We start from the raw sequence: 25,113 nt of genomic DNA, 5'->3' as shown, positions 1-25,113 counted from the left end.
CATGATGCGTCACTTCCTGACTGTTTCCGACGTGATGACGAAGGACGTCGTCACGGTCGCCGAAGACACGCCGTTCAAGGCGGTCGCTTCGCTGCTCGCAGAACACCACATCAGTGCGGTGCCGGTCCGGGACGTGTCCGGCGGTGTCGCCGGGGTCGTGTCCGAGAGCGACCTGCTCTACAAGGCGGAGAAGCCCTCAGGTTGGTTGCACCGGAAGGCGCGGATCAAGGCGGACGCTGTGACCGCCGCGATGCTGATGACCAGTCCGGCTGTCACGATCGAAGGTGGCTGCACCCTGGACGAGGCCGCTCGCCTGATGGCGGCCCGCGAGATCACCCGGCTGGTCGTGATGGACGGTGACGAGCTCACCGGCATCGTGACGCGGTCCGACCTGCTCAGCGCGTACACGGCGTCCGATCCGGAGATCCTGGCCCGGGTGCGGCGTGACGTCGTGGACCGGCACCTGTGGGAGGACCCGCGCGCCGTCGAGGTCTCGGTGCTGGAGGGCGTGGTCACGTTGACCGGTCAGGTCGAGGCGCGCAGTACGGTCGCCTTCGCCGAGCACCTCGTCGCGGGCGTCGACGGCGTCGTTGCCGTACGCAACAACTTGACCTGGGCCTCCGACGACACGAGCCGCAAACCGGGCGGAATCTTCTACTAGGCAGAGGTCCCGGGAGGTCTGGGCCGTTCGGCTCATACAGGTGGGGTGAGAAGGGCTCTGACCGTCGTCCGCGCGAAAGCTCACGATCGAAGTGTCGGAACACGAGTGGAAGGACGACACCATGACCAGCAAGCCGGTCATCCTCGTGGGAGTCGACGGCTCATGGCGTGACGCCGGTGCCCTGGAGTGGGCGCTGCAGGAGTCACGGCTCCGGCAGGAACCCCTCCAGGCGGTGTACGTGATCGACGAACAGGTCCGGCACGTCCCCGGATGGGAGCCGGACTTCGTCGACGACCAGGCGACGGAGCTCGTCAACGACGTCCAGAAGTACCTGGACGAAAGCCCGAACGCACTGGACAACGAAGCGAACCTGATGGTCGGGCCGCCGGCCCGGACGCTCACCGAAGCCGCGGCGGACAGCCGCATGCTGGTCGTCGGGCGCCGCGGCCTGGGGACGTTCAAGCGGCTGCTGATCGGCTCCACCTCGGAGGCGGTCACGGCGCACGCGACGGTACCGGTCGTCATCGTGCCGGAGCACTGGAAGCCGTCCGACCACGCCGGCCCGGTGCTGGTCGCCCTTGACGATACTGAGGACAACGCGGAGCTGCTCGAGTTCGCGGTCGGTGCGGCCCGCGAGCGCCGGCTGCCGGTACGGATCCTGCATGTCTGGGACCTGCCCGCCGTCTTCAGCTGGGACGCGATGAACACCGCCGGCGTCAGCGCCGAATGGTCCGAGAACGCGCAGCGGCACTTCGAGAACCTCGCCGACGAATGGCGGCAGAAGTACCCCGACTTCCAAGTCGAGGTACGGCGCGGACACGTGGTCGACGGCCTGGTTACGGCCGCCGAGCAGTCCGACGCCCAGCTCCTGGTCGTCGGCAGTCACCATCGCGCCCGGCTGACCTCGATGCTGCTCGGATCGACGACGCGCGGCGTCCTGCACCATGCGACGTGCCCGTTGGCCCTCGTACCTGTTCAACAGTCTCGGCAATGAGGAGAGTGACATGAGTAGCTGGAACCGTACCGGGCCTGTCGTGGTCGAAGTGGACGGGAGCGCGGAGAACCTGCGGGTGGTGGACTACGCCGCCGCCGAGGCACTGCGTTCCGGTGCCGAGCTGGTGCTCGTGGCGCCGTACTCGGCGCACGGTTCCTTCAACCCGATGACTCCGGGGTACGCCGCGAAGCCGCCGGCCGAGCAGGCCGATGCCGCGTTGCGGGCCGCGGTCGGGCACGTGCGGCACCTGAACGGCTACGCGCTCGAACTGGCGGCGGTCGCCGCTGAGGGATCGAGAGGCCGGGTGCTCGCGCACGCGGCGCGGCACGCGCGGATGCTGGTGGTTGCGCGGTCCCGGAGTCGTGGGCCGCAGCGGCTCGTGCATACCCAGGCGAACCTGACGCTGACGGCACGGGCGGGCTGTCCGGTGGTCGTCGTACCGCTGTCCTGGAAGCCGTCGCTGCTCGACCGGAAGGTTGCCGTGGGCATCGATGGTACGGCGTTGTCGGCCGAGGCGCTGGAGTTCGCGTTCGGCGAGGCGGCGGCCCGCGAGGGCGGCCTGATCGTGGTGCACGCCGGGCTGCCGGCGGAGCGTCCGTTCGTCGACGACGACCCGGAGTGCTCGTGGATCAGCCGGGCCGAGTACGTGCTGGCCGAGACGCTCGGCCCGTGGACGAGCCGGTTCCCGACCGTGAAGGTGACCCGGTTCCTGAGCAGCCGGGCACCGGCGGCGGCGCTGGTGCACGAGAGCGCCGAGGTCGGCCTGGTGGTCGTCGGCGCGCACAGCGGCCCGCTGCCGATCGACCCGGTCGCGCGGCGCTCGATGGCTGCGATGACCTGCCCGGTCGCGATCGTGCCGCATCACCTGACCGACACCGAGCGCCTACGCCTGACGGTTGCACGACGTACCGGTGCTGTCGTTCCAACGGCCTGACAGGAGGAATCATGTCCGCGAACGATCGTACGCTGATCGTGTACGAGACGATGTTCGGCAACACCGAGCGGATCGCGCGAGCGATCCGCGACGGGCTGCGGCGGTACGGACCGGCCGAAGCGATCCCGGTGAACCGGGCGCCGGACGTCGTACCCGACGACGTCCGGCTGCTGGTCGTCGGGGGACCGACGCATGCGTTCTCGATGAGCCGGCTGTCCACGCGGCAGGAAGCGTGGAAACAGGGCGATGTCGTGATGCCGATCGAGGTTGGCATCCGCGACTGGCTCGCAGCGCTGAAGCCGCCGCGTGGCCGCCGGGCGCCGCAGGTGACGACGTTCGACACCCGGATCGCGACGGTACGGCGGCTGCCGGGCTCGGCAGCCCGATCCGCGGCGAAGGTGTTGCGCCGGATGGGTTACCGGATGATCGGCACCTCCGAGAGCTTCTTCGTGAACGAGACGACCGGGCCGATCCGCGACGTCGAGCTCGAGCGCGCCGAACGCTGGGGTGAAGAACTCGGCCGGCTACTGACCGGCTCCGCGAAAGTCGCCTGAGAGGACTGACCGACGATGATGCACTGGAGTACGGGCGGCGGACTTTGGTTCGTCGCCATGATGGTCTTGTGGGTCCTGGTGATCGGCGGCGCGGCGTGGGCCACCGTATGGGTGATCCGGCAACCACGCCGCCAGCCCCGGCCCCAGCTCCCATCGCCCCTGGACGTCCTGGAACGCCGCTTCGCCGCCGGTGAAATCACCCGCGAGGACTTCGACGAAGCCCGAGCCCGCCTCCGCGAACACGACCTGGACGTCTAGCTCCTACCTTCACGCCGGCCTGCGTCGCCAGTGCCAGTCGCGGATCTCGGGCAGGTCCTCGCCGTGTTCGAGGATGTAGTCGTGGTGCCGGGCGCGCTGGTCGACGAGCCACTGGCGTACGTCGGCGGCGCGCTGCGCGAGGCCTGGTACCCGGTCGATGACGTCGAGCGCCAGGTGGAACCGGTCGAGGTCGTTCCGCACGACCATGTCGAACGGCGTGGTCGTGGTGCCTTCCTCCTTGTATCCGCGAACGTGAAGGTTGCCGTGGTTCGTACGCCGGTACGTCAACCGGTGGATCAGCCACGGATAGCCGTGGTACGCGAAGATCACCGGCTTGTCCGTCGTGAACAGCGCGTCGAAGTCGGCGTCGGGGAGCCCGTGCGGATGTTCGCTCGCCGGCTGCAGGCGCATCAGGTCGACCACGTTGACGACGCGGATCTTCAACGAGGGCAGGTGCTCGTGCAGCAGGTTCACGGCGGCGAGAGTCTCGAGCGTCGGTACGTCGCCCGCGCAGGCCATCACCACGTCGGGTTCGCCGGCGTCGTTGCTCGCGAACTCCCAGACGCCGATCCCGCGGGCGCAGTGCAGCGCGGCCTGCTCCGGGCCGAGCCAGTCGGCCTGCGGTTGTTTACCGGCCACGATCACGTTGATGTAGTCCTTGCTGCGCAGGCAGTGGTCGGCGGTTGCGAGCAGGGTGTTCGTGTCCGGCGGCAGGTAGACGCGGATGACCTCGGCCTTCTTGTTCACGACGTGGTCGATGAAGCCGGGGTCCTGGTGCGAGAACCCGTTGTGGTCCTGCCGCCACACGTGTGAGGTGAGCAGGTAGTTGAGGGACGAGATCGGCCGTCGCCAGGGGAGTCCGCGGGTGACCTTGAGCCACTTGGCGTGCTGGTTGACCATCGAGTCGACGATGTGCACGAACGCCTCGTAGCAGGAGAACCAGCCGTGGCGGCCGGTCAGTAGGTACCCCTCCAGCCAGCCTTGGCAGGTGTGTTCGCTGAGGATCTCCATCACCCGGCCGTCGACCGCGAGGTGTTCGTCGGTCGGTAGTACTTCGGCGTTCCAGGCCTTGCCGGTCACGTCGTACAGGGCGTCCAAGCGGTTCGACGCGGTCTCGTCCGGTCCGAAGACGCGGAAGTTCCGGTACGGCAGGCTCGCTCGCATCACGTCGCGCAGGTAGTTGCCGAGCACCCGCGTCGGCTCGTGCTCGGATTCCCCAGGACTCTGAACAGGTACGGCGTACTCCGCGACCGGTGGTAGATCGAGGTCGCGGCGAAGCAGGCCGCCGTTGCTGTGCGGGCTGGATCCCATCCGGTTCGCCGGGACCTGTTGGAGCAGGCGCGGCACCGGTCGGCCCTCGGAGTCGAACAGTTCCTCCGGGCGGTAGCTGCGCAGCCAGTCCTCGAGCATCCGCAGGTGTTCCGGCGAGGTCCGTACGCCGGACAGTGGCACCTGGTGTGCCCGCCACGTGCCTTCGACCGGTACGCCGTCGACCTCGCGCGGGCCGGTCCAGCCTTTCGGAGTACGCAGTACGATCATCGGCCACGGCCGGCGCGGCGCGGCGTGGCCCGCGCGGGCCTCGGTCTGGATCGCCGTGATGTCGTCGAGGACCCGGTCGAGTGTGAGGGCGAGGGCTTGATGGACGTGTTCGGGCTCCGCGCCGTCGACGAGGTACGGGCGGTAGCCGTACCCCTCGAGCAGCCGGGTCAGCTCGTCGTCGCCGATCCGCGCCAGCACTGTCGGGTTGGCGATCTTGTACCCGTTCAGGTGCAGGATCGGCAGGACGGCGCCGTCGGTGGCCGGGTCGAGGAACTTGTTCGAGTGCCAGGAGGCAGCGAGCGGGCCGGTCTCGGCCTCGCCGTCGCCGATCACACAGGCCACGATCAGCTCCGGGTTGTCCAGTACGGCGCCGTACGCGTGGCTGAGGGAGTAGCCGAGCTCGCCGCCCTCGTGGATCGAACCGGGCAGCTCCGGCGCCACGTGGCTCGGGATACCACCGGGGAAGGAGAACTGGCGGAACAGCCGCGCCATGCCGGCCGCGTCCCGGGAGACGTCCGGGTAGGTGTCGCTGTAGCTGCCTTCGAGCCAGGTGTTCGCGGCGATGGCCGGGCCGCCGTGGCCGGGACCGATGACGTACATCATGGTGAGGTCGCGGCGGCGGATCACCCGGTTGAGGTGGGTGTACAGCATGTTGAGGCCGGGTGTCGTGCCCCAGTGGCCGAGCAGTCGTGGCTTGATGTGCTCGGCCTGCAGCGGTTCGGTCAGGAGTGGGTTGCCGAGTAGATAGATCTGGCCGGCGGAGAGGTAGTTGGCGGCTCGCCAGTACGCGTCGAGATCGGCGACTTCCTGGTCGGACAGGGGCTTTCCGGTGAGCTCGTGCATGACGTTTCCTTCGAGAGGTCGAGGACGTCGTCGACGGCCTCGAGGTCGCGGTAGCGGTGGGTGATGAGGAGCGTGGTTCGCCCCTCGGTGGCGTCGGTGATGTCGTGGATGAGTTCGTCGGCGGTCGGGTCGTCGAGGTGGGCGGTGGGTTCGTCAAGGACGAGTACGGCGGGGTCGGCGAGGAGTGCGCGGGCGAGGACGAGACGTTGGCGTTCGCCGCCGGAGATGCGCGCGCCGCGTTCTCCGACGGTGGTGCCGAGGCCGGTTGGTTGCCTGCGGACCCAGGCGCCGAGGCGGACGCGGTCGAGCGCGTCGAAGAGTTCCTGGTCGGTGGCGTCCGGTTTGCCGATCATGAGGTTCTCGCGGATGGTGGTGTCGAAGACATGGTCGTCCTGCCCGCAGAGCACTACCTGCCGACGGTACGACTCTTCGTCGATCGCAGCCAGCTCCGTGCCGCTGAGCGTGATCCGCCCGGCTTCGGGGGTGAGGAAACCCATCAGGGCCGCGGCCAACGTGCTCTTCCCGGATCCGCTCGGCCCGATCAACCCGACCCGCCGCCCGGGGACCAGTTCGAGATCGACCCCGGCCAGAGCGGGAACGGAGGCATCAGGCCAGCGCACAGTAAGCCCTCGCACAGCCAACCCGCCCGCCCCCACGCCCGCCTCGGTGCCCCAGGCAACTGATGGGTTCGGCAGCTCGGTCAGGGCGCGGAGGCGGGCGGCGGCTTGCCAGCCGCGGATCAGGTGGCGGGCGGCCGCGGGGAGTGGCGTGACGAGTTCGAAGGCGGCCAGCGGGGTGAGGACCAATACGGCGAGCACGACGCCGGCGAGCCGCCCGTCGCGGACCGCAGGGACGCCCACCAGGATCTCGCCCGTCACGGTGCAGGCGAGCACCGCGTTCGCCACGGCCGCGCCGACTCCGGTGGAGAACGCCGAGCGGCGCAGGATCGCCGTCAACCGGCCGTCCTGCTGCCGGATCTGGTGCAGCCGCTGATCGGTTGCGCCGTACGCGGTCAGGTCCGCGAGGCCGGTCAGGAGCTCGTGGACGTTCGTGGTGAGCGTCGATCTAGCCGGGGCGAAGCGTCGTTCGGCTCGCGCGGACAGGATCAGCGAGGCTGCGGGCGCGCCCAGACCGGCGGCCGACAGTCCGATCAGCAGGACGGCGCCGGCGGCAGGCAGGAGCGCGGTCAGCAGAACGACGGTGGCGATGCCGGTCAGCAGGCTGATCGCGACCGGGAGCAGGGCACGGACGAGCAGGTCCTGGATCGCGTCGACGTCCCGCGTGACGCGGGTCAGCAGGTCGCCGGCGCGCGTACCACCCAGTCCGGCAGGCGCGGCGCGGTCGAGGTCGATCCACGCCTGGACACGGGTCCGCCCGAGGACCCGGAACGCGGCGTCGTGGCCGACGAGCCGTTCGGCGTACCGGAGTACGCCACGTCCGATGCCGAACACGCGCACGGCGACGATCGCGACCATCAGGTAGAGCACCGGCGGATGCTCCGCGGCCCGCGAGATCAGCCAGGCCGACGTGGCCATCAGCCCGATCGAACACGCCATCGCCAGCGTGCCCAGCAGTGCGGCGGCGATCAGTCGCTTCAGCTCCGGCCGTACGACGGCCGCCAGCCAGCGGAACGTGCTCATGCCGGTACCGCCGTACGGTCGAGGTGGATCACGTTGTCGCACAGGTCGAGCAGAGCAGGGCGATGGGTGACGATCACGACGGTCCGGCCGGCGAACGCCGCCGGGAGCGACTCGAGCAGCGCCTGCTCGGTTTCCGGATCCACGCTCTCGGTCGGCTCGTCGAGCAGCATCACCGGCGCGTCGCGCAGAATCGCCCGAGCAAGCGCAATCCGCCGCCGCTGCCCCGCCGACACCCCGTCGCCCCGCTCACCGAGCACCAACTCCAGCGGTACGTCAACCCGCGCCGCCCGCGCCGCCCGCGCCGCCCGTGCCGCCCGCGCCGCCCGTGCCGCCTGCGCCGCCTGCGCCGCGCGTGCCGCCTGTGCCGCCCGTGCTGCCTGGGCTACCCGTTGCACCGCGAGATCGTCCGCGTCGGCGTGACCGAGGGCGATGCGGTCCGACGACGGCTCGTCGGTGCCCAGCAGGATGTTGTCCGCGACGGTGCCGGCGAACAGGACCGGATCCTGCCCCATCCAGGCGAGGTTGCGGCGCCATTGCGCCGGATCGGCGTCGGCGAGGTCGATGCCACCGGCAAGTACCTGCCCACGGTCCGGCCGGATCGTACCGAGCAACAGCCCGAGCACCGTGGACTTCCCACCACCGCTCGCCCCGACGATGCCGGTCACCTGCCCGGCCGGGATCAGCACCGACACGTCGTCGAGCGCCATCAGCTCGGTGTCCCCGGCGGTGGTGGCCGCTCGACCGTTGACTGTGACGTGCCGTAGGACGATCCCGGCCGTGGGGTCGGCAATGTGGTGGCCCGGGGCCGGGGCGGATTGCTCGATGACGGCGAACAGTTGGTCGGCAGCCGCGAGGCCCTCCGCGCTTGCGTGATAATGGGCACCCAGTAGGCGGAATGGCAGGTACGCCTCCGGGGCGAGGATCAGAACCAGCAGCGCGGTCTGCAAGGAAAGCCGCCCGTCGACCAGCCGAAGGCCGACCGAGACCGCGACGAGCGCGACCGACAACGTCGCCAGCAGCTCAAGGACCAGGGACGACAGGAACGCGATCCGCAACGTTGCGAGCGTCGTACGCCGTTGGCGGTCGGACAGCCGCCGGATCGTCTCGACCTGGGCGCGGGAACGGCCGAACACCTTGAGCGTCCCGATTCCGGCGAGCACGTCCAGAAAGTGATGTGCGAGGGACTGCAGCGTCGCCCACTGCCGTGCGGTCGAGGCCTTGGTGGTGAGCCCGACGAGCACCATGAAGATCGGGATCAACGGCAGCGTGACGACGACGATCACCGCGCTCAGCCAGTCCGCTGTCAGCATCCGGGACGCAACCACCAGCGGTACGACGGTGACCAGGACCAGCTGTGGCAGGTACCGGGCGAAGTAGTCGTCGAGGGCATCGATGCCGCGGGTGGTGAGTGTGGTGAGCTCGCCGCTGCGCTCACCCGTCAGCCAACGCGGGCCCAGGGCAACGATCTTCTCGAGGAACCGCATCCGCAGCTCGGACTTCACGGCCGCCGAGCAGTGTTGCGCGACGACCTCGGCGACCCAGGACAGTACGGCCCGGCTGAGAAGCGTGGCCGCGAGCGCGATCACGCGGCCGCGGAGGCGGTCGAGGCCGAGACCGGCGAGGAACGCGTCCGCGATGATCGCGGCGAGCAGCCAGGCCTGGAGGAGGATGAGTACGGCTTGCGCGGTGCCGATCACGCCCGACAGCACCAGGAAGATCCTGGTGCTGCGGGTGTGCCGGAGCAGGCGCCGGTCGACGGCCGGCATCAGGCGGTCTCGGCCCGCGCGGTATCAGGTGCCGGGCCAGGCGCGGAGTCAGGCGCGGGGCCCGACGCGCTGTCCTGTGGGATGTCGTCCCGGGTGAGGCGCTGGCGGAACACCCAGTAGGTATAGCCCTGGTACAGCAGCACGATCGGCGTGAAGATCACAGCCACCCAGGTCATGATCGTCAACGTGTAGTGCGTGGACGACGCATTCGTCGTGGTCAGACTGAACGCCGGGTCCGTGGTCGACGGCAGCACGTTCGGATACAGCGTGACGAACAGCGTCGCGGACGCGAGCACGATGGTCGCGGCCGTTCCGATGAAGCCGAGCCCGTCGCGGCCGACCCGCGAGGCGAGCAGGCCGCCGACGAGGCACGCGGCGGCGAGCAGCGCCAGCGTCCACGTGATCCAGGAACCGTCGTACGACTGGGTCCAGATCAAGAACGCCGCCGCCAGCGGCACCGTCGCCGCACCCAGTGGGAGTACCAGTGCGCGGGCGCGGTCACGTACCGGTCCGTGCGTCTTGAGCGCGAGGAAGATCGCGCCGTGCAGAGCGAAGAGCACCAGGGTGGTGAGCCCGCCGAGCAGCGCGTACGGGTTCAGCAGGGTGAAGAAGTTGCCGGTGTAGTTGTGCTGCGCGTCCAGCGGTACGCCGCGCACGATGTTGGCCAGCGCGACGCCCCAGAGCAACGCCGGTACGGCGCTGCCGATCACGATCGCGAGATCCCAGCGCCGGTGCCACGCGGCATCGTGGAGCTTGTTGCGGTACTCCAGGGCGACGCCGCGCACGATCAGCGCAACCAGGATCACCAGAAGAGCGAGGTAGAAGCCGGAGAACAGGCTGGCGTACCAGATCGGGAAGGCAGCGAAGGTAGCGCCGCCGGCGACCAGCAGCCACACCTCGTTGCCGTCCCAGACCGGACCGATGGTCCGGAGCGCGACCTGGCGATCGACGGGATCCTTGGCGACCGCAGATAGCAGCATGCCGACGCCGAAGTCGAAGCCCTCGAGCACGAGGTAGCCGGTCCACAGAACCGCGATCAGCAGGAACCAGATGTCGGTGAGATGCACGGGAGCACTCCTCAGTACAGGAAAGCGGCGTCGGGCTCGGCGGCGTCCGCCGAGGGTTCAGCGGGTACGGTCCGGGCGAAGCGGAGCAGCAGGGCGACCTCAATCACCGCGAGAACGCCGTACAGGACGGTGAAGGTGATCATCGAGGTGAGGACCGATCCGGCGCCGACGGTCGGTGAGACGCCGTCCCGGGTCTGCATGAGTCCGAAGACGATCCACGGCTGCCGGCCCAGCTCGGTGAAGATCCAGCCGAAGCTGTTCGCGACCAGGGGCAGCAGCGGTAGCGCGATCGCGGATCTGACTAGCCATTTCGACGGTTTCCTGCCCGGTCGCCGGATGTACCACAAGGCGATCAGGGCAACCAGCGCCGACAGGGCTCCGAACAGGATCATCAGCCGGAAGGTCCAGTACGTCACCGGGATGTTCGGTTTGTAGCTGCCCGGGCCGAAGCGTTGCTCGTACGCCTGCTGGAGGTCGTTGATGCCCCGGACCTTGCCGTTCCAGGTGCCGGTGGCGAGGAAGGACAGCCCGTGCGGCACTGTCAGTGACCACACCTCTCGCTGGCCGTCGAGCGAACCGATGGTCAGCAGCGAGAAGCCGGCGGGTTGAGAGGTCTCGTACAGGGCCTCGGCCGCGGCCATCTTCATCGGCTGGGTTTCGGTCATGATCTTGCCCTGGATGTCGCCGGTGACCAGCACCGCGACCGCTGCGACCAGAACCGTGATCGCGCCGAGCTTGACCGCGGGACGGAACAGTTCCGTACGCTCTTCGCCGCCGCGCAGCACGTGCCAGAGCGCGATGCCGAGCATGAAGGCGCCGCCGGTCAAGAAGCAGGCCGCGAGTGTGTGCGGGAAGGTTGCCAGGGCCACCTTGTTGGTCAGTACGGCGCCGAAGTCGTGCAGTTCGGCCCGGCCGCTGCCCTTGTTGTACGTGTAGCCCACCGGCCACTGCATCCACGAGTTCGCGGCGAGGATGAAGTACGCCGACAGCATGGTGCCGATGGCAACGAGCCAGATGCTGGCCAGGTGGATCCGCTTCGGCAGCCGGTCCCAGCCGAAGATCCACAACCCGAGGAAGGTGGATTCGAGGAAGAAGGCGAGCAGTCCTTCGATCGCCAGCGGAGCACCGAAGATGTCGCCGACGAACTTCGAGTAGGCACTCCAGTTCATCCCGAACTGGAACTCCTGGACGATGCCGGTGACGACACCCATCGCGAAGTTGATCAGGAACAACTTGCCCCAGAACTGGGTGAGCTGCCGGTACTTCTGCTTCCCGGTGCGGTACCAGGCCGTGTGCAGGCCGGCCACCAGGGACGACAGGCCGATGGTGATCGGCACGAACAAGAAGTGGTACACGGTGGTGATTCCGAACTGCCACCGTGCCAGGTCGATCGCATCCATGGTCCTCAGCGTCCCGGTCACAGCCGGTGACGTCCTAGAGGCGAAGGTCCCGGACCCCCGGGACCCAACGGCACTGTCCCGGCGGTGTTGCAGCGAGGTGAGGTGGGATGGTGCGGAGGGAGCTGTGATGACGCTGCTGGATCAGGCGCGGCCGCAGACCGGGTGGGACGTGCTGGCGTCGGACGGGTCGGTGGTACGGATCCGCCCGATCCGGGCGGACGACGAGCCGGCGCTGCTCGCGATGAACGACCGGGTCTCGGACGAGTCGATGTACCTGCGGTTCTTCGGCGTCAACCGGAGCATGGCCACCGACTACACGCATCACCTCGCCGCCGAGCAGGACGGTCACGTCGCGCTGGTCGCGGAGTACGGCGACCAGGTGGTCGGTGTCGCGAGTTACGAAGCGCTGCGCGCCGGTGAGGCCGAGATGGCCTTCCTGCTCCAGGACTCGGTACAGGGCCGGGGGATCGGGACGCTGTTGCTGGAGCAGTTGGCGGCGACCGCCCGGGAGCACGGTATCGAGCGACTCCGCGCCGACACGCTGGGGGAGAACGGCAGGATGCTGCGGTTGCTCGCCGATTCCGGTTTCGAGCAGGTACGCAAGCTCGAGAGTGGTGTGGTCGAGCTGGTGCTCGACACGGCGTACCACCCGGTGACACTGGCGAAGATGGCGTCTCGCGAGCGGGCGGCAGAGAACCGTTCCCTGCAACGGCTCTTCTCACCTAGGACTGTTGCCGTGATCGGCGCCGGCCGCCGGCCCGGCGGCATCGGGCACGAACTCCTGCACAACATCGTCAGAGGCGGATTCACCGGCTCGGTGTACGCGGTGAATCCGAACGCCGAACAGGTCGCCGACCTGCCGTCGTACCCGTCGATCTCGGCGGTGCCGAACACGATCGATCTCGCGGTGATCGCCGTTCCGGCGGAGCGCGTGCTCGAGGTGCTCGCGGAGTGTGGAAAGTGCGACGTCGGCGGTGCGGTGGTGCTGACGTCCGGCTTCTCCGAGCTCGGTGAGGCCGGCCGGGAGTCGCAGCGGAAGCTGCTCGCGATCGCGCGCCGGCACAGCATCCGGCTGATCGGCCCGAACTGCCTCGGCCTGGTCAACACCGCTCCGGACGTACGGCTGAACGCGACCTTCGCCGAGGTGGCGCCGACGCCGGGAACCCTCGCCATCGCGGCGCAGTCGGGCGCGGTCGGCATCGCGGTACTCGAGCATGCCGGCCGGACCGGTCTCGGGATCTCCGAATTCGTTTCCCTCGGCAACAAGGTTGATGTCAGCGGCAACGATGTGCTGCTGCACTGGTGGGACGACCAACGGACTGCCGTGATCGGGCTGTACCTGGAGTCGTTCGGGAACCCGCAGAAGTTCGGCGCGCTGGCCCGGATGATCGGGCGGACCAAACCGATCCTGGTGGTCAAGGGCGGCCGCTCGGCCGGAGGACGCCGGGCCGGAGTCTCGCACACCGCGGCCGCCGCGACTCCCGAGACGGCCGTCGATGCGTTGTTCGCGCAGTCCGGCGTACTGCGGATGGACACCGTCGAGGAGCTGGTGGAGACGGCCCGGGTGCTCGCCGTACCGCCGTTGCCCCGGGGACGCCGGCTCGCGGTGGTCGGAAATGCCGGCGGGGCCGGGATTCTCGCCGCGGACACCGGCGCGCGGCTCGGGCTCGAGCTGCCGGTGTTGAGCGCGGCGATTCAGGAGCAGCTTGCCGCGATCGGCGCGGTGGGTACGGCGAACCCCGTCGACCTCGGCGCGGCCGCGTCTCCGGCGAGCTTGGAGCAGGCGCTGCGCGTCCTGGTGGCGAGCGACGAGGTCGACGCCTTGGTGGTGAACTATGCCGCGACGCGGGCCGGAAACGTCAACGAGATCTACGCCGCCATAGCCGCCGCCGGCCAGGTTCCCGAAGGCCGGGTCGTGCCGGTTGTTGTGAACTGTGTCGGAGCGGTGCACGCGGCGCCGGAGATTGCGCTGGCGGACGGGCGGCGGCTGCCGGTGTTCCCGTTCCCGGAGAGTGCCGTACGGGCCCTGGCGCACGCCGTCCAGTACGCCGAATGGCGAGCAAGGCCGCAGGGCGTCGTACCGGAGCTGGCCCGCGTCGACGCAGCCGGCGCACGGGCCGTCGTACGACGGTATCTGCGGCAGAACCCCGACGGCGGCTGGCTCGATCCGCACGAGTCGAATCAGCTCCTGCGCCGAGCCGGAGTCCCCGTGATCCGGGTGGTGACCGCCGCGACGCGCTCGGAGGCCCTTGCCGCGGCGCAGTACCCCGTCGCCTTGAAGACAGCCGCGCCCGGCGTCGTACACAAGACCGACATCGGCGGCGTGCGCGTCGGACTGACCAACGCGGTCCAGCTCGGCCAGGCGTACGACGAAATCACCACCGCGACGGGGGATCCGCACGTACTGGTCCAGGCGATGGCACCGACTGGAACCGAGCTGGTCATCGGAGTAGTCCGCGACCCGCTCTTCGGCCCGCTGCTGATGGCCGGCAGCGGCGGCGTACTGACCGACGTACTCGCCGACCGCCAATGGCGCGGCCTCCCACTCACCGACCTCGACGCCCGCGAGATGCTGTACTCCCTCCGCTGCGCCCCACTACTGGCCGGCTACCGCGGCGCCCGAGCCGCCGACCAAGAGGCGGTCCTGGAGGTGATCCACCGAATCGCCTGGCTGGCCGGCACCATCCCCGAACTCGCCGAACTCGACATCAACCCCCTGACCGCCGCCCCGTCCGGCGCCGTCGCCGTAGACATCCGCGTGCGCCTGACCCCGACAACCCCCGCCCCCGACTGGCACGCCCGCCACCTCCGCACGGACCAACCCTGACCCGGCACAACTGTCGGGTTCGCGACGTACGGTGAGGGAGTAGCGGGTCAGGTGGAGCGGAGGTCGGCCGGTGGGTGTCGCGATCGAGGTGGCCGGGCTGGTCAAGCGGTACGGCGACAAGCTGGCCGTCGACGGGGTGTCGTTCTCGATCGCCGACGGTGAGGCGTTCGGGTACGTCGGTCCGAACGGCGCCGGTAAGACGACAACCATCCGGAGCATGCTCGGGCTGGTGCGGCCGACGTCCGGGACGATTCGTATTCTCGGCCGCGACATCGCGAGCGACCTCAGGGTGGTGCTGGCCGACGTGGGCCACCTGCCGGGGGAGTACGGGCTGTGGCCACAGCTGACCGGCCTCGAGTGCCTCGAGTATCTCGGCGACCTGCAGGGACGTCCACCGGTGCGGCGGAACGAGCTGTGCGAGCGACTCGAACTGTCGGCAGCTGATCTGCATCGGCAGGTCAGGCTCTACTCACGCGGTATGCGGCAGAAGATCGGCCTCGTACAGGCGTTCCAGCACGCGCCCCGCGTACTGGTGCTCGACGAGCCGACCGAGGGTCTCGACCCGGTCATGAAGGAACGGTTCGTCGGATTGCTCGACGACCATCGACGCGCGGGCGGCACCGTCTTCCTGTCCTCGCACATCCTGACCGAGGTCGAGCAGACGACAGAGCGGGTCGCCGTGATCAAGGCCGGCCGGATCGTGGCGACCGGCGCGACCGCCGACGTGACCGGCGAGAGTGTGCACCACTGCACCCTGGTACTGAAGACGCCGATCGCCGACGGAGCCCTCGACGTCGCCGGCGTCTCGGCGCTGGAGAGCGACGGCCTGGTGCACCGGTTCGAGTTCCGTGGGGACATGGAGCCGTTGATGCGCCGGCTCGGTACGTTCGCCGTGCACGAGTTCGTCTGCGAACCGGTGCATCTCGCCGAGACGTTCTTCGAGATCTACGGGGAGGCCCGATGAGCGTTGTCGTACTCCGCCAGACGCTCCGTCAGGTAGGCCGTACGATCGGCATCCTGGCCCTCGGGGTGGGCGCTTTCTTCTACCTGATCCTGTTCGCCTCGTCGTCGTTCACCAAGGACGCGCCGAACGTGCCGTTCCTGCAGTCGCCGCCCAAGGCGATGACGGCGTTCCTCGGCGGCTCGGCGGACTTCTTCCACCCGGACGGATGGTTGAGTCTCGGGATGACACACCCAGTCGTGCTCGCGTTGCTGACCTCGTCGGCGCTGCTGGTCGCCGCCGGATCGGTGGCCACCGAGGTCGAGCGCGGCACGATCGATCTGGTACTCGCCCGCCCGGTCGGCCGGGTGCGATTCCTGGCCGCAAAGGCCGTCGCCTCGATCGTTGCCGTGACCGCTGCGGAGTTGGGCGGCCTGGTCGCCGTACTGATCGCGCGGGAGACGATCGGCCAGGTGGCCGGCCTGCCGATGGCTTCGGTACTGCGAGCGTTCGGCGGCTCGTGGCTGTTGTTCGTCGGCGTCGCGATGCTCGGCGTACTCGTGTCGGCGGCCTCAAGCTTACGCGGCCGGGCGATCGGCATCACGGTCGGCATCGTCGTCGCCTGGTTCTTCCTGAACTTCATCGCCCTGCTCATCGACGGCATCAGCCCGCTGCGCTTCGCCTCACCGTTCCACTACTTCCGCCCAGTGGACCTCCTCGCCGGCACGGCACCCGCCGGTGACTTCGTGGTCCTTGCAGCGATCCCCCTGATCGCGGCCGTCGCAGCCGGCCTCCGATTCACCCGCCGCGACCTGACCCGCTGACACCGGTGCCGAACGCGTGGAACCCACCACACACGGGACGTTTGGCCCTGTGGAGGGACCGCGGGTGCGCCTATTGCTTGACGTATGAAAGACGTTGCCTGGTCCCCGCATCTTCGGCCGCCGCGGAATCCGTGGTTCCGGCAGCACTCTGCCATTGCCCTCGCGGTGGCCTGCGGGCTGTACGGCGCAGTACTGCTGCTGACAGTGTTCGCTGGGACGCCAGGGGATGACTATTTCCTGCTCTACGTCTTCCCGGTTGCTCTGGTAGCGATCACGTTCGGCCTGCTGGCTGGTGGGATTGCCGGGCTGTCCGCCGTCGCATTCATTGTTCTCTGGGTCGTACTGCGCGATGTCCACTTGACCGTCAGCGGATGGGCAACGCGCGTCGCGCCAATGCTGATACTGGGTCTGCTACTCGGCCGTGCAGCTGACAGGTTGCGCGTGGGTGAGCTGGAACGCCGCCGGCTGGAGGCAGCCGCACTGTTGCACCGTGAAGCGATCGAGATCAACGACTCGTTGGTACAAGGCCTGGCCGTCGCCCGCTGGTCGTTCCAGGCAGGCCACGTCGACCATGGCCTCAAGATCCTCGACGAAACTCTCGACCAGGCTCAACAACTGGTCTCCAGCCTGATCCGCCGATCCGGAATGCGCGGCGAAGCCCTACCCCTCGAGAAGCCGTCCATTCGTCGGTAGCTGGATGGCGGCTGCGAGGATGGGGGGATGGAGCGGATTCTGGGGCGGCAGGAAGCGTCGGACGCGGTTGCGGGTGCCGGGTGGCGGTTCATGTTGGGAGCTTTGCGTACGTCGGTTGTGGTGGACTCGTTGACTCGGGCCGTGGGGTTGGCGGCGGAGGCTGTTGCGGCGTGCGGGGACAATGCCGACGGGCACCTTCGGGTCGATGTTCGGCCTGATCGGGTCGTCTTCACGCTGCAGTCGTTGGAGTCTGCGGCGGTGACCACTCGGGATGTCGAGCTGGCGCTGCGGATCTCTGCGACGGCGGAGAAGGCCGGGTTGGTGGCTGAGCCCGAGATCGGTACCGGCGCACCGAGGTCCGTGCAGATTGTGGAGATCGCGATCGATGCGCTGGACATCGCCGGGATCCGGCCGTTCTGGAAGGCGGTACTGGGTTACGGCGATGAGGCGGGTGCCGACGGACCGGAGGATCCGCTCGTCGACCCCGTCGGGCAGAGCCCGGCCGTCTGGTTCCAGCAGATGGACGAGGCACGTCCGCAGCGCAATCGAATCCACTTCGACGTGTGTGTCCCGCATGACGAGGCGCCGCGGCGGGTCGAGGCGGCGCTGGCGGCCGGGGGACGGCTGGTGTCCGCGACGCGTGCCCCGGCTTTCTGGGTGCTTGCCGACCTGGAGGGGAACGAAGTCTGCGTGACCACCTGGCAGGGCCGCGACGACTGAAGTCACTCGCCGAACAGTAGCGGGGCGGTGCCGGGTTCGCCGGTGAAGCGGAAGTACAGCGGGTCGGTGAAGGTGGCGGGGACCTTGCCGAGGCCCTTGATGACTGTGGTCGGGCCGGTTGCGTGGCCGAGGGCGTACAGGTAGGCGGACTGGGTGTCCTTGTCGATCCCCAGCAGCAGAGTGCCGTACTGGCCGCACTTCTCGGCGAGCAGTGCGTCGAAGGACCCCCAGGTGGAGCTACGGACCCGCTTCACGACCGGTTTCATCGGCGATGTCAGGGGCAGCCGGATCGTGTAGAGGGCGCCGCCGCGAGTGGTGGCCAGGAAGGTGTCGTACGTCGCCGTCTGGCTGATCAGCGCCATCGTCTTGACCGCGGAGAAGCCGCCCGCGGACTGCGGGTTGGTCCAGCCGAACCCGCCTTTGTCGTCCCACCGGGTGATTGTGCCGTTTCCGTGCAGCGCATAGTGGTTGACCAAGGCGTACGGATTCGTATCGTGCGGGTAGCTGGTCTCGAGGAAGGTGACGTCGCCCCAGCCGCCGCCGATCCGGAAGTTGTGCGTCTGGGTCCGGTCGATCTCACCGGATTCAGTGAGGAAGTACCCGCTGCTGTACAGCCCCGAGCCGATCACCACGTGGCCGAAGTACGCGCCACCGAAACCAGGGATGACGGGGTCGTTGAAATACAGACTGCTCACCCTGGGCAGACCCTCCGGGAACAGGTTCGTGTACGTCGGCTTTGCCAGCACCGTTGGTGGTGAGCCGGCAGTGATCACCCTGTGGGTGTGATCGCCGGCGGCGGTCACCGAACCGGCCTCGATCTTGCATGCGGCGGTCGCGGTTGTGTCAGTAGCCAGGGCTTCGCCCGGCGCCGCGGCCAGCACCCCCGTCAGCAAGACAGTGGCAGCAGCCATCCGGCCCGCAGTACCAAGTCGTCTCGACATGTTGACCATCCCTCCCCAACAGCAAACAGCCTCTAGCTATCTCGATACGCGTCAGACCCGAAAAGTTGCACCACCGGGAGATTGCCGTGCGGCGACATCCAGTACTGCTTGGGCGAAGCTGGCCGGGTCCTCCTGAGGCGGGTTGTGGCCGATGCCGGGGAGGTCGCGGCGGTCGAAGCCTCCGGTGAAGAGTGGTTCGTCCGGCCGGGAGTCGTCGGGGCCCAGACCGTCCGCCAGGGCGTCCAGGGAGATGGTGGGGACGGTGATGGCGGGGCTTGTTGCCAAGACGTCTTCCAGCTTGTCGTAGCGGGGATCGCCGGGAGCGGCTTGGCGGCGGTGTTGGTAGGAGTGGATGACAGTGTCTACAAAGTCGGGGTTGTGCAGGCTGGGGGCGGATGCGGCGAAGGCAGTGTCGCAGCCGGACCAAGTCGGGGACCACTGCCGCCAGAGCAGGCCGCACAGCTCTTCGGTGTAGCGCTCGAGGCCGGCGCGGCCGCGATCGGTGAGGAAGTAGTGGGTGTACCAGGCGGCGCTCTCGACCTCGGGCGGTGCGGGCTCGCCGGATCGGGCGATGTTCTGGATGTTGTAGCCGCCAACCGTTACCAAGCCTGCGATCCGTTCGGGTGCTACGGCTGCGGCGATACAGCCGGCTCGGCCGCCCCAGTCGAAGCCGCCGACGACTGCACGTTCGACCTCGAGGGCGTCGAGGAGATCGAGCAGATCCTGGCCGAGCGCGGCCTGTTGACCGGAGCGCATGACGGCCGGATCGCGATACCGCGTCGGCCCGTATCCCCGCAGGTACGGTGCCACGACGCGCATCCCTTCCTCGGCGAGGATTGACGCCACATCGTCGTAGCAGCGCACGTCGTACGGGAACCCGTGCAGGAGCACGACGGTCGGACCGTCCGACGGCCCTGCGGCCTCGTACGCGAGGTTCAACGAAGGCGTCGAGACGACGTGCGACTCGTGCAGACCGCGAGCGTCCATCAACTCTCCAGTGGTCGTAGCGCGATCAAGGCTATGTCGTCGGCGACCTTGTCGTTCTCCAGAAGGGTGGAGAGGAGATGGTCGCAGAGGGCCTCCAGGTCGGACTTCACCGAGGCTTCGGTCTGCAGCTGGTCCAGGCCTTCTTGGATCGAACGGGTGCGACGTTCTATCAGGCCGTCGGTGTAGAGGAGGAGGGTCGCGCCGGGTGGCAGTTCGTTGGTTGCCTCGGTGTAGTCCCAGTCCGTCAGTACGCCCAAGGGTGGAGCCAGTGCACCGTCCAGGTAGTGCGTGTTGCCGTTGTCGATCAGGAGGGCCGGCGGGTGTCCGGCGTTCGTGAACCTCAGTTCGCCGGTGGCCGGGTCGTAGACGACGTAGAGGAGGGTGACAAGGTCGGCCACTGGGAGGTCGCGGATCAGGTCGTGCAGGCCGGTCAATACCGCGGTGGGGGACGGGTCGTGGACGGCGTACGCGCGGACGGCCATTCTCAGTTGGGCCATGGCTGCGGCGGCTTGGAGGCCGTGGCCCGCCACGTCGCCGATGACGAGTGCTACGCGGCCGTCGCGGAGTTGAAGTACGTCGTACCAGTCGCCGCCGACGTGGAGGTCAGCGGTCGCTGGGACGTACCGCGCGGCAACTGCGACGCCGGGGATATCGGGCATTCGGTCCGGGAGCAGGCTGCGTTGCAGCGTTTCGGCGATCGTGTGTTCTCGGCGGGCCCGTGCTTCCTCGAGGCTCAGTTGCTGTCGGGCCGCGGACATCAGTGCGCCGGCCAGTATCGTGCGCTCGGTGACAAGCGCGGCGAGGAAGAAGGACATCAGCGCGACGGTGGCGTTGAAGGCCTGAAGGGTCAGCATCTGCTCGAGCAGAGACTTGCCGGCGAACGGACCGCGGCTGTGTGTTGCAGACCAGGTCGCGATCAACGACGCGATCAGGGCGGCGGGTGCGGCGCCGCGCAGCTGTAGGCGCCACGAAGCCCACGCCATCAAGGGCAGCACCAGGAACAACAAAGACAGATCGGTGTACGTCGTCCACCAGGCGACGACCGTGGTCAGTACGAGGATCAGCACGCCTTCGAGCCAGCGTCGCACGGGCCAGGGCTCGAGCTCCCGGAAGAGAGGGATGCACAGGAGAAAAGGGGTGACGGCGAGAACGCCCATCGCGTCGCCGGTCCACCAGACCGCCCACGCGCCGGCCAGGTCGTGCGTACCTTTCGAGATGGTCAACGTGACGGCGCCGATGGTCGCGCTGATCGTCATGCTCGCGAGGGCGCCGAGGAAGACGATCGCGAGGGCGTCACGTCGGCGGTCGAGCTGCCGCTGGAACCCGACGCGTTCGAGCACGATCGACGCTACGAGCGGAGCGAGGGTGTTGCCGACCGCGGTCAGTCCGGCGGGCAGTAGGCCGGCGCTGATCGGTAGGTTCACGGCAAGGGCCGCGAGCGCGACGCCCGGCCACATCGATCTCCCCAGCACCAGGAACGCTGCGAGTGCGATCCCGCTGGGCGGCCACAGCGGCGTCACGTTTCGCGAGACCAGGGACAGGCTCAGCCCCAGACGTGCACCGAGATAGTAGGCCGCGCCGACCAGTGCGAGTGCCGCGATGGTTCGGGCAAGGTTGTCGCGCCGTCGCAGGCTGAACGGTCCGACCCTGGCCTCCAGCTGCGGCGAAACGCCGAGGACCGTACGTCGACGCGCTACGAACACGCTTACCCCCCACCCCTGTTAGCCAATGGGACGCTGGAATCGGGATGGCGTCAAGGCATCGAGCGCACTGACAGCGTTGTCGCAGCTCGCTAGGCTGCGGGTTGTGACCAGGGGTTTCGAGGGGTGGCCGACGTCCGCGCTCGACGTACTGCTGCAGCTCGAGGGTGAGCCTTCGGCCGACGTACGGCGGCAGTGCCGGCGGGAGCGGGAGGACCTGGTCCGGCAGCCGATGATCGGCCTGCTCAACACGGTCGCGGATGCGGATCCGGCGTACGAGGACTTCTCGGTGTGGGGGTACGGCGAGGTCCTGCTGCGGGCGTGGCAGCGGCAGGGCGCGATCGTACGGATCGCGAGGAACGTCGAGCTGGGAGTCGGGTTCGATCTGGACGGCCTACACGTCAGTCTGGCGTGGTGGTACGCCCCGTCCGAGCAGATCGAGCGGTACCGGGCCGCCTTCGCCGAGCTGCGCCCGATGTCGCGCTGGCTCGTCAGGGCTGTGTCACCAGGGAATTCCTGACGGCGCGGCAGTACACGGCGACGCGCGACGCCGTGGCGGTGGTGTCGGGGCCGGCCGCGCTCCGGGCAGCGCGCAGCAGCTCGATCATGACCCAGTGACCTTGAGGATCAGCAGCCATCGCCTGCAACTTCTGGTAGAGCGCTGCGGCGTCCAGAACCAGCAGCTCGGTGAGAGCCTCCATCAGTTTCTCGCGGGCGAACAGGATCTGGCCGGCGTTGTACCGCCCGAGGTTGCGGTAGGCAACGAAGCTCGCGGTGTCGAAGAACTGGTTCAGCGTCGACTCCCGCGGATAGCTCGGGTACCGCTCGTGGAAGGCGAGCAGCGCGGCCGGCATCTCCTTGGCGAGACCGGGCTTGGCGTACCAGAGCACCCCGACCTGCGTCTGGTCGGTGAAGAACCCGGCGCCCTTGGTGAAGAACCCGATGTTGACGGTCCGCGGCGAGTACGCCGGTACGCGCGAGCCGCTCGGCGCCGCCCGGAGCGGGTCGAGGCTGATGTCGATCCGGATGTCGCACTCGCTCGGCGCGATCGCGATCGCCTTGCCGAGCGAACTGGTCGCGTCGCCCGGGCCGGAGTCGGCGTCGACGCAGACGATCTCGGTGACCTCGGGAAGCCGGAGCAGCTCGACGAGCCCGGTGTTCTCCCAGTGCCCGCCGTCGGTGAGGTACAGGTACGGGTCGTCGAGGTCGTGGATCCCGAAGAACTCCTTGAACAGGTAGCCGAGACCGGTACGCGCGTACCGCAGCTCGTCCTTGACCTGCAGACCGTTGGCTTCCAGCTGGGTGATGAACCGCGGGTTGGCGATCCAGACGCCGAGCCGGATGTTGAAGAAGGTCAGCAGCATGCTGGTCGGTCCGATGCCGATGCGGCCCATCGCGGGGGAGACCGCGGCGCTGGAGATCGCAACAGCCATCATCGTGGTGATCCGTTTGTGCAGGCCTTCGCCGAGCTTGTTGACCACGCTCGTGGGTGCGGCGAACTCGAGGGTGTGACCGCGCCCGTCCTGCGGCAGATGCAAGATCGTCCGGTCCGGATCGAACGTCACGCTCAGCGCCGGCGTGCCGTAATGGCTGCGGACCGCTCGTGACGTGACAGTACTGGTCGTGCACACCACCAACGGCGTACGAACGCCCTGCACGTCTTGGTTGAACGAGAACAGCCCCGGTTCACGCTTGGCATCGTCGGCACCGGCGATGTTGTCGTTCTGGTACGCCTGGATTTGCTCGTCGTTGGCGCCCCGGTACGTCGCGTACGCCAGCCGCAGCTTGCCCCGGTAGAAGGGTGCCAGCGACCAGTCCTCCGGGCTCGGTCCGAGGATCACGTAGGTCACGATCGCCAGCGCGAGGACCCAGTTCCAGCCGGACTGCCAGCTGAGCAGATCGTTGCCGGACCAGCTCACCCCGTGTTTGGCGGCCGTCCAGGTCGACACCGCCGCCAGAAACAGCGCGACGACGATGAAGGCGAACCCACCGAGCATCGGAGCGAAACGGGCGGCCGGCTTCCGGAGAATCCGGACGGCCGAGCCGATCACCCCGGCGGCCGCGGTCGCGGTGGCGATCGCCGTGGGCAACGTCAGATGAGCGACCGCGCCGGCCAGCTCGACGAACCCCCACACAGTCAGCGCGAGCAACAGCCCGATGCCGAGCGCGGCGTACGACGCCCACTTCAGTGCCACCATCGTGAGGCGCGCCCACGGCTGGTTCTGGGCGGGGCCGACGAGGAACTGAGCGGCGAGGGTCCAGAGCAGTACGATCGCGAATCCGACGACCAGGAAGACCACGCCCGGCCGGGCGAGCCCGTGCTCCTTGACGAGCTCATGCATCGCGCCCGCGGGCAGGATGCCGTGCCGGTCCGTGTAGTTGCGCAGCATCCAGCCAACCGGACGGGTGATCGCCCAGACGATGCTCGCCAGCACCAGCGCATTGACCGTGAGTCCAGCGATGACCGTTGCCCAGACGGTCGGCCGGTACGACGCTTTGGTGGACGGCTGGTTGCCTGCGAGCGCCTCCTGCTTGGTGGAGTTCGTGGCGGCCGGGTCGGTGTCGGATCCGCGCGGCTCGTTCGACGCGAGGTACCCGAGGTTGTCGACCAGATGGCGTTCCTCCGGGGTGAGCCAGCCGTTGGGCTGCATCACCCAAGGAGTCGGTGCCAGACTGCCTGGCTGCACCCGACCGGGATTCCCGCCGTCTGTGGTCTGGTAGCTCGACCGCGCGATGCTCCAGCCCGCCGCCATGTTCGATCCACCCGATACCGCGGTGACCGCACGCGCCGTCGACCAGCCGAGCAGGCCGCCGTCGAGTGCCTGGAGCGCACCGAGGCTGATCGACGACGCTCGGATGCCGCCGCCGGACAGCGCGATGCCGTGCTTCGCGACCCCTCTGGGCGCGGTGCCCCGATCCACCTGGGTTCCGCCGGCGGACGGCCCGTCCGTGTCCGGCGGCCTTCGGGCGTACGACGGTAGCGCCCACGACGCGAGCCGGACCCAGCGCGGCGTCGACCACCACGCGAACGCGCCGGCTGCGACGTACACGACGGCGACGAGCAGCAAGGCGAACTTTGCCCACGCGCAGACCGCGGCCAGCTGCCAGGGCCCGTCCGCCGTTCCTGCAGCGAGCATGAGGATGTTCTCGGCGAGGTCGAGTACGCCGGCCACGACGACCGAGATGGCGACGGCGTAGCGCGCCCGCCGTAGCGTGGGGAGCCGGAAGTACCAGCCGGCCCACAGGACCAGTACGACGAGCAGTAGAACGTACGAGCCGATGAACCAGAAGTCCTGCCGTACGGCCCTGTTGAACGGGCCGTCGCAGTCGCAGCCCGTCCAGGCCTTGCTGTTGCCGGCGAGCTCGATGCCGACCATCGACCGTGCCTGACCTTTGAGGCTCGCCGTAATGCCGAAGTGCGCGGTGGTGAGTACGGAGAGGGCCAGCGTGCCCCAGCGCAGGACCGCGAGCTGGACGGGGAGCCGCTCGGATTGAGAGCTCGGCAGCACCCGCTCGAGGAGGTCGGTCCGGAAGAGCAGCACCAGGCCCAGTACGACGGTGATCACCAGGAGGGTGATCCAGAACCACTGCGGCCCGTTGCCGAGAGAGCCTCCGAGCAGTATGGCGAGCCCGGCGAAGACGGCGGCGCCCACCACGAGCCAAAGCACGCGGCGCCAGTAATGGAACGCGACGTCCGTCTGCTGATCGAGACCACCGGCCGGCTGATCGACGAGATTCGTCATCTGCTGTGCCTCCCCGCTCCACGAGATCGGCTTCTTACCTAAAGGAGGCTCGAAGCCGGTGATTGATACGCCGACCGCAGGG

The 25,113-nt window shown here is 68.5% G+C and carries 20 protein-coding genes; 11 read left to right on the top strand and 9 right to left on the bottom strand.

Translation table 11 applies throughout. The features are described from left to right. Nucleotide 1 precedes the first annotated feature (1 nt). The 5 genes from ACZ5BU_RS11040 (at nucleotide 2) to ACZ5BU_RS11020 (ending at nucleotide 3,401) form a co-directional block, all read left to right on the top strand. On the top strand, nucleotides 2-661 hold the full coding sequence (locus tag ACZ5BU_RS11040; RefSeq protein ID WP_465697657.1) for a CBS domain-containing protein: 660 nt from the start codon (nucleotides 2-4) through the stop codon (nucleotides 659-661). A gap of 121 nt (nucleotides 662-782) precedes the next feature. Next, nucleotides 783-1,655 carry a universal stress protein gene (locus ACZ5BU_RS11035; protein ID WP_465697655.1) on the top strand — a complete coding sequence of 291 codons (873 nt, stop codon included), beginning with the start codon at nucleotides 783-785 and terminating at the stop codon, nucleotides 1,653-1,655. Nucleotides 1,656-1,665: 10 nt separating this feature from the next. After that, nucleotides 1,666-2,589, top strand: a complete 924-nt coding sequence (locus ACZ5BU_RS11030; protein ID WP_465697653.1) for a universal stress protein — start codon at nucleotides 1,666-1,668, stop codon at nucleotides 2,587-2,589. 11 nt (nucleotides 2,590-2,600) lie between these two features. Next, nucleotides 2,601-3,143, top strand: a complete 543-nt coding sequence (locus ACZ5BU_RS11025) for a flavodoxin family protein (RefSeq protein ID WP_465697651.1) — start codon at nucleotides 2,601-2,603, stop codon at nucleotides 3,141-3,143. 57 nt (nucleotides 3,144-3,200) lie between these two features. Then, nucleotides 3,201-3,401, top strand: a complete 201-nt coding sequence (locus ACZ5BU_RS11020) for an SHOCT domain-containing protein (RefSeq protein ID WP_465697649.1) — start codon at nucleotides 3,201-3,203, stop codon at nucleotides 3,399-3,401. Nucleotides 3,402-3,410: 9 nt separating this feature from the next. On the opposite strand, the gene ACZ5BU_RS11015 is transcribed toward ACZ5BU_RS11020, so the two are convergent. From ACZ5BU_RS11015 to ACZ5BU_RS10995, 5 genes are read right to left on the bottom strand one after another with little or no spacing between them, the layout of a single operon-like run. Next, nucleotides 3,411-5,759 carry a phosphoketolase family protein gene (locus ACZ5BU_RS11015; RefSeq protein WP_465699240.1) on the bottom strand — a complete coding sequence of 783 codons (2,349 nt, stop codon included), beginning with the start codon at nucleotides 5,757-5,759 and terminating at the stop codon, nucleotides 3,411-3,413. Next, nucleotides 5,663-7,423, bottom strand: a complete 1,761-nt coding sequence (gene cydC, locus ACZ5BU_RS11010; protein WP_465697647.1) for a thiol reductant ABC exporter subunit CydC — start codon at nucleotides 7,421-7,423, stop codon at nucleotides 5,663-5,665. Before cydC ends, ACZ5BU_RS11015 begins: the two co-directional genes overlap by 97 nt. Beyond that, a complete protein-coding gene (gene cydD, locus ACZ5BU_RS11005) occupies nucleotides 7,420-9,189 on the bottom strand; it encodes a thiol reductant ABC exporter subunit CydD (protein ID WP_465697645.1) in 1,770 nt (589 codons plus the stop codon). Before cydD ends, cydC begins: the two co-directional genes overlap by 4 nt. Continuing rightward, nucleotides 9,189-10,256 carry a cytochrome d ubiquinol oxidase subunit II gene (cydB, locus tag ACZ5BU_RS11000; protein WP_465697643.1) on the bottom strand — a complete coding sequence of 356 codons (1,068 nt, stop codon included), beginning with the start codon at nucleotides 10,254-10,256 and terminating at the stop codon, nucleotides 9,189-9,191. Before cydB ends, cydD begins: the two co-directional genes overlap by 1 nt. Before the next feature lie 11 nt (nucleotides 10,257-10,267). After that, a complete protein-coding gene (locus ACZ5BU_RS10995; RefSeq protein ID WP_465697641.1) occupies nucleotides 10,268-11,656 on the bottom strand; it encodes a cytochrome ubiquinol oxidase subunit I in 1,389 nt (462 codons plus the stop codon). 127 nt (nucleotides 11,657-11,783) lie between these two features. Between ACZ5BU_RS10995 and ACZ5BU_RS10990 the strand changes: the two genes are divergently transcribed. The 5 genes from ACZ5BU_RS10990 to ACZ5BU_RS10970 all read left to right on the top strand — a co-directional run bounded on the left by ACZ5BU_RS10990 (nucleotide 11,784) and on the right by ACZ5BU_RS10970 (nucleotide 17,660). Beyond that, nucleotides 11,784-14,483, top strand: coding sequence for a bifunctional acetate--CoA ligase family protein/GNAT family N-acetyltransferase (locus ACZ5BU_RS10990; protein WP_465697639.1), 2,700 nt, complete (start codon nucleotides 11,784-11,786; stop codon nucleotides 14,481-14,483). Nucleotides 14,484-14,553: 70 nt separating this feature from the next. Further along, nucleotides 14,554-15,447: an ABC transporter ATP-binding protein gene (locus ACZ5BU_RS10985; RefSeq protein WP_465697637.1), complete on the top strand. Its 894-nt coding sequence runs from the start codon at nucleotides 14,554-14,556 to the stop codon at nucleotides 15,445-15,447. Then, entirely contained in the window at nucleotides 15,444-16,247 is an 804-nt protein-coding gene (locus ACZ5BU_RS10980) for an ABC transporter permease (RefSeq protein ID WP_465697635.1), read from the top strand. Before ACZ5BU_RS10985 ends, ACZ5BU_RS10980 begins: the two co-directional genes overlap by 4 nt. 84 nt (nucleotides 16,248-16,331) lie before the next feature. Continuing rightward, nucleotides 16,332-16,940, top strand: a complete 609-nt coding sequence (locus ACZ5BU_RS10975) for a hypothetical protein (RefSeq protein ID WP_465697633.1) — start codon at nucleotides 16,332-16,334, stop codon at nucleotides 16,938-16,940. A 27-nt stretch (nucleotides 16,941-16,967) separates the two neighbouring features. Further along, nucleotides 16,968-17,660 (top strand): VOC family protein, encoded by a 693-nt coding sequence (locus tag ACZ5BU_RS10970; RefSeq protein ID WP_465697631.1) that lies wholly within the window; start codon nucleotides 16,968-16,970, stop codon nucleotides 17,658-17,660. Nucleotides 17,661-17,662: 2 nt separating this feature from the next. Here the strand turns inward: ACZ5BU_RS10970 and ACZ5BU_RS10965 are convergent, their stop codons facing one another. From ACZ5BU_RS10965 to ACZ5BU_RS10955, 3 genes are read right to left on the bottom strand one after another with little or no spacing between them, the layout of a single operon-like run. After that, entirely contained in the window at nucleotides 17,663-18,601 is a 939-nt protein-coding gene (locus ACZ5BU_RS10965; RefSeq protein ID WP_465697629.1) for a hypothetical protein, read from the bottom strand. A 51-nt stretch (nucleotides 18,602-18,652) separates the two neighbouring features. Then, nucleotides 18,653-19,588 carry an alpha/beta fold hydrolase gene (locus ACZ5BU_RS10960; RefSeq protein WP_465697627.1) on the bottom strand — a complete coding sequence of 312 codons (936 nt, stop codon included), beginning with the start codon at nucleotides 19,586-19,588 and terminating at the stop codon, nucleotides 18,653-18,655. After that, the gene (locus tag ACZ5BU_RS10955) at nucleotides 19,588-21,291 is read right to left on the bottom strand and encodes a SpoIIE family protein phosphatase (RefSeq protein WP_465697625.1); all 1,704 of its coding nucleotides are present in this window, start codon (nucleotides 21,289-21,291) and stop codon (nucleotides 19,588-19,590) included. The genes ACZ5BU_RS10960 and ACZ5BU_RS10955 overlap by 1 nt, the downstream gene beginning before the upstream one ends. A gap of 103 nt (nucleotides 21,292-21,394) precedes the next feature. Between ACZ5BU_RS10955 and ACZ5BU_RS10950 the strand changes: the two genes are divergently transcribed. Next, nucleotides 21,395-21,808 (top strand): hypothetical protein, encoded by a 414-nt coding sequence (locus ACZ5BU_RS10950; RefSeq protein ID WP_465697623.1) that lies wholly within the window; start codon nucleotides 21,395-21,397, stop codon nucleotides 21,806-21,808. On the opposite strand, the gene ACZ5BU_RS10945 is transcribed toward ACZ5BU_RS10950, so the two are convergent. Continuing rightward, complete coding sequence (locus ACZ5BU_RS10945; protein WP_465697621.1) at nucleotides 21,780-25,031, bottom strand: hypothetical protein; 3,252 nt, start codon at nucleotides 25,029-25,031, stop codon at nucleotides 21,780-21,782. The two genes, ACZ5BU_RS10950 and ACZ5BU_RS10945, sit on opposite strands and share 29 nt — an antisense overlap. Nucleotides 25,032-25,113: the final 82 nt, after the last annotated feature.

It is taken from the genome of Kribbella sp. NPDC031520 (assembly GCF_055580825.1).
Note: the sequence above shows the minus strand (reverse complement) of the source record. Positions and strands in the feature narration are given on the sequence as shown.

Excerpts from the sequence above, each read along its gene's own strand:
- ACZ5BU_RS11040 (WP_465697657.1), top strand. The coding sequence starts at position 2 with ATGATGCGTCACTTCCTGACTGTTTCCGACGTGATGACGAAGGACGTC.
- ACZ5BU_RS11035 (WP_465697655.1), top strand. The coding sequence starts at position 783 with ATGACCAGCAAGCCGGTCATCCTCGTGGGAGTCGACGGCTCATGGCGT.
- ACZ5BU_RS11030 (WP_465697653.1), top strand. The coding sequence starts at position 1,666 with ATGAGTAGCTGGAACCGTACCGGGCCTGTCGTGGTCGAAGTGGACGGG.
- ACZ5BU_RS11025 (WP_465697651.1), top strand. The coding sequence starts at position 2,601 with ATGTCCGCGAACGATCGTACGCTGATCGTGTACGAGACGATGTTCGGC.
- ACZ5BU_RS11020 (WP_465697649.1), top strand. The coding sequence starts at position 3,201 with ATGATGGTCTTGTGGGTCCTGGTGATCGGCGGCGCGGCGTGGGCCACC.
- cydC (WP_465697647.1), bottom strand. The coding sequence starts at position 7,423 with ATGAGCACGTTCCGCTGGCTGGCGGCCGTCGTACGGCCGGAGCTGAAG.
- cydD (WP_465697645.1), bottom strand. The coding sequence starts at position 9,189 with ATGCCGGCCGTCGACCGGCGCCTGCTCCGGCACACCCGCAGCACCAGG.
- ACZ5BU_RS10995 (WP_465697641.1), bottom strand. The coding sequence starts at position 11,656 with ATGGATGCGATCGACCTGGCACGGTGGCAGTTCGGAATCACCACCGTG.
- ACZ5BU_RS10990 (WP_465697639.1), top strand. The coding sequence starts at position 11,784 with ATGACGCTGCTGGATCAGGCGCGGCCGCAGACCGGGTGGGACGTGCTG.
- ACZ5BU_RS10980 (WP_465697635.1), top strand. The coding sequence starts at position 15,444 with ATGAGCGTTGTCGTACTCCGCCAGACGCTCCGTCAGGTAGGCCGTACG.
- ACZ5BU_RS10975 (WP_465697633.1), top strand. The coding sequence starts at position 16,332 with ATGAAAGACGTTGCCTGGTCCCCGCATCTTCGGCCGCCGCGGAATCCG.
- ACZ5BU_RS10970 (WP_465697631.1), top strand. The coding sequence starts at position 16,968 with ATGGAGCGGATTCTGGGGCGGCAGGAAGCGTCGGACGCGGTTGCGGGT.
- ACZ5BU_RS10965 (WP_465697629.1), bottom strand. The coding sequence starts at position 18,601 with ATGTCGAGACGACTTGGTACTGCGGGCCGGATGGCTGCTGCCACTGTC.
- ACZ5BU_RS10960 (WP_465697627.1), bottom strand. The coding sequence starts at position 19,588 with ATGGACGCTCGCGGTCTGCACGAGTCGCACGTCGTCTCGACGCCTTCG.
- ACZ5BU_RS10945 (WP_465697621.1), bottom strand. The coding sequence starts at position 25,031 with ATGACGAATCTCGTCGATCAGCCGGCCGGTGGTCTCGATCAGCAGACG.